General features: G+C 60.0%; 3 protein-coding genes and 1 pseudogene. 1 reads left to right on the top strand and 3 read right to left on the bottom strand.

Annotated elements, in window-relative coordinates:
- Positions 1-2,490: pseudogene (locus tag AB0323_RS06765) on the top strand (hypothetical protein); the annotation flags it as partial.
- Positions 2,491-2,642: 152 nt separating this feature from the next.
- On the opposite strand, the gene AB0323_RS06760 reads toward AB0323_RS06765, so the two are convergent.
- The 3 genes from AB0323_RS06760 to AB0323_RS06750 form a co-directional block, all read right to left on the bottom strand.
- Positions 2,643-4,583, bottom strand: a complete 1,941-nt coding sequence (locus AB0323_RS06760) for a DUF6541 family protein (protein ID WP_366176731.1) — start codon at positions 4,581-4,583, stop codon at positions 2,643-2,645.
- Positions 4,584-4,681: 98 nt separating this feature from the next.
- Complete coding sequence (rfbA, locus tag AB0323_RS06755) at positions 4,682-5,545, bottom strand: glucose-1-phosphate thymidylyltransferase RfbA (RefSeq protein WP_366176635.1); 864 nt, start codon at positions 5,543-5,545, stop codon at positions 4,682-4,684.
- Positions 5,546-5,620: 75 nt separating this feature from the next.
- On the bottom strand, positions 5,621-6,535 hold the full coding sequence (locus tag AB0323_RS06750) for a glycosyltransferase (protein ID WP_366176634.1): 915 nt from the start codon (positions 6,533-6,535) through the stop codon (positions 5,621-5,623).
- Positions 6,536-6,540 lie beyond the last annotated feature (5 nt).

The raw sequence follows: 6,540 nt of genomic DNA, 5'->3' as shown, positions 1-6,540 counted from the left end.
CTGGTGACGTCCCGGGTGGGCGTTGACGGTAAGGTCATTTTGTTCAATGGATCCGCAGGGTCCATCCAGATGATCGCGGATGTCTCCGGCTACTACCTTCCCGGAGTAGCTACGAGCACGGCCGCCACGTGGGGTGACAACCGCTTCAGTCAGCTCGGAAACGGTTCTGCTTCTAACTTGGTTTCCCCGACCGCTGTCGCCGGACTCGCCGGTGTTAAGTCCGTCACAACGGCCGGATACACAAGCTACGCAGTGCTAACTGATGGGACGGTCCGGGCCTGGGGAGATAACAATGTCGGCCAGCTGGGCAACGGCACCACTAGTAACAGTGCAACCCCGGTCCCAATCCAAGGCCTCAACGGTGTCAAGTCAGTTACGAGCGACGGAACCACCTCCTACGCTCTGCTGAAGGACGGAACGGTCCGGGCCTGGGGGACGAATCGGGCGGGGCAGCTAGGCAACGGCACCACCATCGATAGCAGAACCCCGGTACAGGTCACTGGCCTCACCGGGGTCACATCGATCACGGCAAGCTATGGAACGGCTTACGCTCTGTTGGCTGATCAGACCGTCCGTGTCTGGGGCAGCAACTACCAGGGCAGGCTAGGTACCGGGACTCTTGCCGACAGCAGCAGCACCGCAACCAAAGTACCCGCGCTCGACAGTGTTACCGCTGGCACTGCCAACGGGTATGCCGCCTACGCGTTGCTGGCTGATGGGACCGTCCGTGCCTGGGGTGAGAACGATGTTGGCCAGCTCGGCAACGGCACCACTTCCAACAGCAGTACCCCGGTTCATGTACAAGGCATCGCTGGCGCGAAGTCAGTTACAACCACCGGTTGGAGTGTTTATGCGCTCCTGACTGATGGGACCGCCCGTGCTTGGGGCCTCAACTACTCTGGCCAGCTCGGCGACGGCACGACCACCAACAGCAGCGCCCCGGTCCAGGTAAAGGGCCTAACCAACGCTGCCTCCATCGCGAGCAACGACAGCACCGCGTACGCGCTCCTGGTGGATGGCACGGTTCGGGCCTGGGGCAGGAACGAAACCGGGCAGCTTGGTAATGCCACCATCACCAACAGCAGCACTCCGGTCGAGGTGCAAGGCCTAATCAGCGTCGCCTCTATCACGACGAACGGAAGTACCACCTACGCCGTGTTGATAGATGGCACAGTTCGGGCCTGGGGCAATAACGGGACCGGCCAATTAGGCAACGGCACAACCGCCAACAACAACACTCCACGCCAGGTCACACCGCTGACCGCCGCCGCCTCAATCGCCATGAGCAACGGCAGAGCCTTTGCTGTATTGGTCGACGGGACGGTTCGCGCCTGGGGCGACGACTACCTCTACTGCCTTGGTGCGGGCGGAACAGCGTCATTTAGCAGTGTACCGGTCGGCATTTCCGGGTTGACAGGGGTAGTGATGGCCGCTCAAGGTTGGTACACCAAGTATGCGCTACTGAGCGATGGAACCGTATGGGCCTGGGGCGGCAATGGCGCTGGCCAGCTGGGTAATGGAACCGTCACTGGCAGCAGCAGCGTCCCGGTGCAGGTCAGCGGTCTCACGGGGGCCACCCACATCACGGTCAGCGGAAGCACCGCATACGCGCTCCTCAGCGACGGAACCGTCCGCGCCTGGGGTAGCAACGACTTCGGGCAATTTGGCAACGGCACCAAAACGGGAAGCAGCCTCCCGGTCCAGGTCACGAACCTCGTGGGGGCGAGCTCCATCGCAACAACCTTCTACGCCTCGTACGCCGTACTGGAGGATGGGACCGTCCGCGCTTGGGGCGGTAACGCGTATGGCGAGCTCGGCAACGGCACGACAACCGACTCGAGTACCCCAATTCAGATCCCAGGCCTTTCCGGCGTCGCCTCGATAACGGTCACTGGCCACAACGCATACGCGCTCTTGACAGATGGTACTGTGCGCGCCTGGGGCATCAACAGCTTTGGCCAACTCGGTAATGGCAGCACCGCGAACAGCAGCACCCCCGTTCAGGTTTCCGGCCTCACCGGAGTCGCCTCGATCACAACCAGCGAGAACACCGCATACGCGATCCTTAAGGACGGCACCGTCCGTGCCTGGGGGAACAACTCGGGCCATTTTGGCAACGGCACCACATCTAACAGCAGCACCCCCGTCCCGGTTTCCGGCCTCACCGGAGTCGCCTCGATCACAGCCAGCGACAGCACCGCGTACGCGATCCTTAAGGACGGCACCGTCCGCGCCTGGGGCGGCTACCTCTCGGGCACACTCGGTAACGGCACGACCAACAGTAGCAGCATCCCCGTTCCGGTCCCTGGCCTCACCGGCGTCGCCTCGATCGTGGCCAATGACGTCAGGGCCTACGCGATCCTGAAGGACGGGACGGTCCGCGCCTGGGGCGACAATTTTGATGGACAACTCGGAAACGGCACTATCAGCGACAGCAGCATCCCGGTCCAGGTCGCCGGCCTCACACGGGTGACCGGCTTCTGGCTCTAATATTTGGCAGCCGATTTTGTCTGCGCAATGGATGTGGCGTTGAGGACGCTCGGCAGGGCGGTAGAGATGTGTCTTGGATCAGCCGCATCTAACCTTGACCAATCGCTTTATGGCAACGCCACGAATCACCAATTTTGAGAGGTTGGATCGAACTACCCACAGGCGGTCACCTTGAACAGCTTCGCCTCGCCGACCTGCGCTAGAAGCTGGAAGCCCGGAGTCGTCTTTTCGATCAGCAGTCCTTTAAAGCCGTTGTTGCCACCATGGACTTCTCTGGTCCCAAAATTCAAAGCGTACCCAACGCCGGTCTCATGGACTGCTTTGCATACCTCAGGGTCGCTGGCAGCGTCCTTGAGTTTGTCGTTCAACTCGAGGACAGCGGGAGTGTAGGTAGTGAGCGTGTGCTTGGAAGTTGTGTTTCGGTCGGCGAGGGCGAACGCCATCGCTGATCCCGTCCAAGGGTTGGCTGCGATTGTTGCATTCTGGGGAACGTAGTTGTCGAGCTCTTCGATAAGAGCCATTTCGTCTTTGCTCACAAGTGGAGCGTCTGGTGTCGTTGCGTAGATCTTGTGGGCGGAAGCTATTTCGCCGCCGAGCGGAGGCATTTGAAGCGCGAGTGCGGCCCCAAACAGAACCAGGGGTAACACAACGACCCCGGTCGCCCGAGCGCGGTTCTGCGTGACGAACCACCTGCGTCCAGTCCTTCGTCCTGAGATCCACCAAAGTCGACTCTGCCCGATGAGCCAAGCCAATCCGACCGCCGCGAGGGGCACGGCAACGATTGGCAGCAAGGCAGCAAGCCGGTAGCTGTCGTTGTACCAGACACCGGTCAATTCATTCCGGAACCACTGGTTTGGTCCCGCCGACACGACGACAAACAGTACCGCCGTGACGAGAAATGACCCTAGAAACCACAAGTTATGCCGTCTCCGTGCCACGACCGCGATTCCTGAAAGCATCAAAGCACTCACCGCCCAAGCTGGACTGTGATGCATTGGAGAGTTCGTAACGACCTCCCCAACCGCTTGGCCCACAGTCTGTACGGTCGGCCAGCCTGACGCTTCCACTGGCGGCCTGATCAGCTTCCACATGACGGCCATGATGGCGAAGGCGAGCAGCAACGCAATTCCAATAAGGGCGACGCCTTTGTAGCCCCCACCTTGCTTATGTTTACGTACACAGTACCGAACGTAGCTGAAGAGGAGGATGGGCGCAGACAGAGCCACGAGGGACATCAGGCCATTCGGATGCGCAATCGCGAGTCCTGCTGCAAGGCTCGGCGCGAGCACAAAACGAGCGAGGCACGGTATCCCCGTGACATTGCCGGCGTTAAAAAATACGGCGACCCCAGCCAATGCCGCCGGAAGCATACTAAGTGCGAGGAAGTTCGGGTACAGAACGCCGAAATCCAACAACAATAGGGGGAACGCGCTGAACCCGGCCGCGAGGAGGCCCGCGGCACCTACGGCGTAGCCATTTCCCTTGGTGACCACCTTTGTCAGGAACATGCAACCGAGCGGCCAGACTGCGGCCGCAATGCAAATGTTCAGGACGTTCGCGGTGACGCTGATCGGCGCGCCGGTGATCTGCACCACGAGGGACGCGAGGTCATGCCAGGCCGCTGGGTAGAAGTATGGCGGGTTGTCACCATTGGTCATGCTCGTGAGCGTAAGGGACGAGCCATTGGCGGTATCCAGGATGTAGCGAACTGCATTGAGGTGGAAAACGTTGTCAAACGTCTGGGAAATGTTGTCCGGACGATCGAAGGCCTGACGAAGTTGGAACGCTATGGAGATACTGCCGACCAAGAAACCGATTATCGCGGCGTATGCAGTGGCTGTGGGCCGCCTGAAATTCAGTCGAAATCTTAAGGAGAGCTTGTCTGGGGTGAGATAGCTCGCCGCAAACAAGACCGCGGCGAACGCGACAGCCGCGATTAGGACGGGCATCAGCGACCAGGAGATCCCCAAATAGGGGAGGACGATAGCGGTGCCGGCGACAACGAAAACGCTGAGCACAGGTGCCACTGCAAGGAAAGTCAAGCCTCGTAGGCCCAACGACGCTGCGATCAAGCTCCCGGGTATAAAGAGCACTGCCAAACTGGCAAGAAAAATTGGAAGCGTTGAATACCAACTCAATTGGACTCCACCTGTAGCTTAAGGATGTTCGACGACCGACAAAGTGTGAGGTCCTAGCCGTCGAGGAGTCCGAGCAGGTACTGGCCGTACCCGCTCTTGACCAGAGGTTCGGCCCGCTGGCGAAGTTCGTCGTCAGTCAGGAAGCCTTGGCGCCAGGCGATTTCCTCCGGCGCGCCGATCTTGAGGCCCTGACGGTTCTCTACCGTACGGATGAAGTTGGAGGCGTCATTGAGGTCGTTGAACGTCCCGGTGTCAAGCCAGGCCGTTCCGCGGGGGAGAATTTCGACGCGAAGTTTCTCTCGCTCGAGGTACGTGCGGTTTACGTCCGTTATTTCCAGCTCGCCTCGTGCTGACGGCTGCAGATTCTTGGCAATATCTACGACGTCGTTGTCGTAGAAGTACAGGCCTGGAACGGCGTAGTGGGATTTCGGCTTTTCAGGCTTCTCCTCAAGGGATATTGCCTTCCCGGTCTTATCGAATTCCACCACACCGTAAGCCTTGGGGTCGCCGACCCAGTAACCGAAGACTGCGCCGCCGTCGATGTTGGCGTGCCGACGCAACTGTGTCCCCATCCCTTGGCCGTAGAAGATATTGTCGCCCAAGACCAACGCGACGGTGTCGTTTCCAATGTGGTCCGCGCCAAGTATGAAGGCCTGAGCCAGGCCATCGGGGGAGGGCTGCTGAACATAGCTCAGGTTGATGCCAAATTGCGAGCCGTCGCCGAGGAGGCGCTGGAACTGTTCCGCGTCGTGGGGCGTGGTGATGACGAGGATGTCGCGGATCCCAGCCAGAATGAGCGTCGACAAGGGGTAATAGATCATCGGCTTGTCGTAGACCGGTACGAGCTGCTTGCTGATGCCGTGTGTGATCGGGTGCAGACGAGACCCGGTACCACCGGCAAGAATGATTCCACGCATGGTTTACATCTTTCCTTACGCGTCAGTCGTCAGCAAAACGGGACCATGTGATGCCGTCCCGCCGGCAGGTCCGGCCTACCGGTGTTTTCGTCCGCTGTCGCCCCGCACGCCGTCAGCAATACCACTGATGGCCGACGCTAACCGGGCGATTCGACCGGGTGCGAGAACGGTGACAAATGCCAAATGCCGAAGGTCCGTCAGCACGCCTCCGACGACCCAGGCCGGATGACGACGTGCGTAGCGCGCGCCCACCAGGATCCTGTTTCGGAAAATGTAGTAGTAGCGCCAAGTGGCCGCGATTCGGACCTGGAGGTTTCGGCCTCCCACATGGACTGCGCGACCGAACAGCCTGGCGTCCACCATAGTTCCGAGTGAGTGATCGAATTCCGTGTCGGCCAGAACGGTCGGGAGGCCAGCGTCTAGTGCCCGGAAGTAATATTCAGTATCCACCAGGTCGATGAACAGCCCGTCCCAGAAATTACCGATCCTGTCCAGCGTTGAGGTTGGAATCAACAGCCCGGACTGTATGGGTTCCCTGCCCAACACCACGCCATGCCGTGTTCCTGCTCGTTTTACAGGGTTTCCGTGGATCCGTGCCGGCGAGATCAATCCGGGTCGGACACCCGCAGAACTGGCAGATTCAGATGCGCCGAGCAGCTTCTGGACATAGCCGGCCGGAAGAAATGAATCCTGGTCCACCGTGAGGATGTGCTCGACATCCGCGATTGTCCGTGCTCTGGCTATGCCGGCGTTCAACGCGGCGGCGATGCCAGAGTTTGACTCAAGCGTGAGGACCTCCGCCCCGGCTTCGGCAACCGCGCCAAAAATATGGTCAAACCCTTCGCCGCTAGCGTCGTCAACCACAACGACCGTGGATAACTGCTTCAGAAGTGAGGCCACGTTCTCCACTAAGTGCGGCGTCGGATGGAAGGCCGTGACCACTCCAGCGACGTTGGCCAGCCTCGTGGACAGGTCTAGTTCAGGAGTCATGTCCG

Source organism: Arthrobacter sp. NPDC080031 (assembly GCF_040702485.1).
In the GTDB taxonomy this organism is placed as follows: Bacteria; Actinomycetota; Actinomycetes; order Actinomycetales; family Micrococcaceae; genus Arthrobacter.
This window is presented reverse-complemented; position numbering and strand designations above follow the sequence as displayed.

Excerpts from the sequence above, each read along its gene's own strand:
- rfbA (WP_366176635.1), bottom strand. The coding sequence starts at position 5,545 with ATGCGTGGAATCATTCTTGCCGGTGGTACCGGGTCTCGTCTGCACCCG.
- AB0323_RS06750 (WP_366176634.1), bottom strand. The coding sequence starts at position 6,535 with ATGACTCCTGAACTAGACCTGTCCACGAGGCTGGCCAACGTCGCTGGA.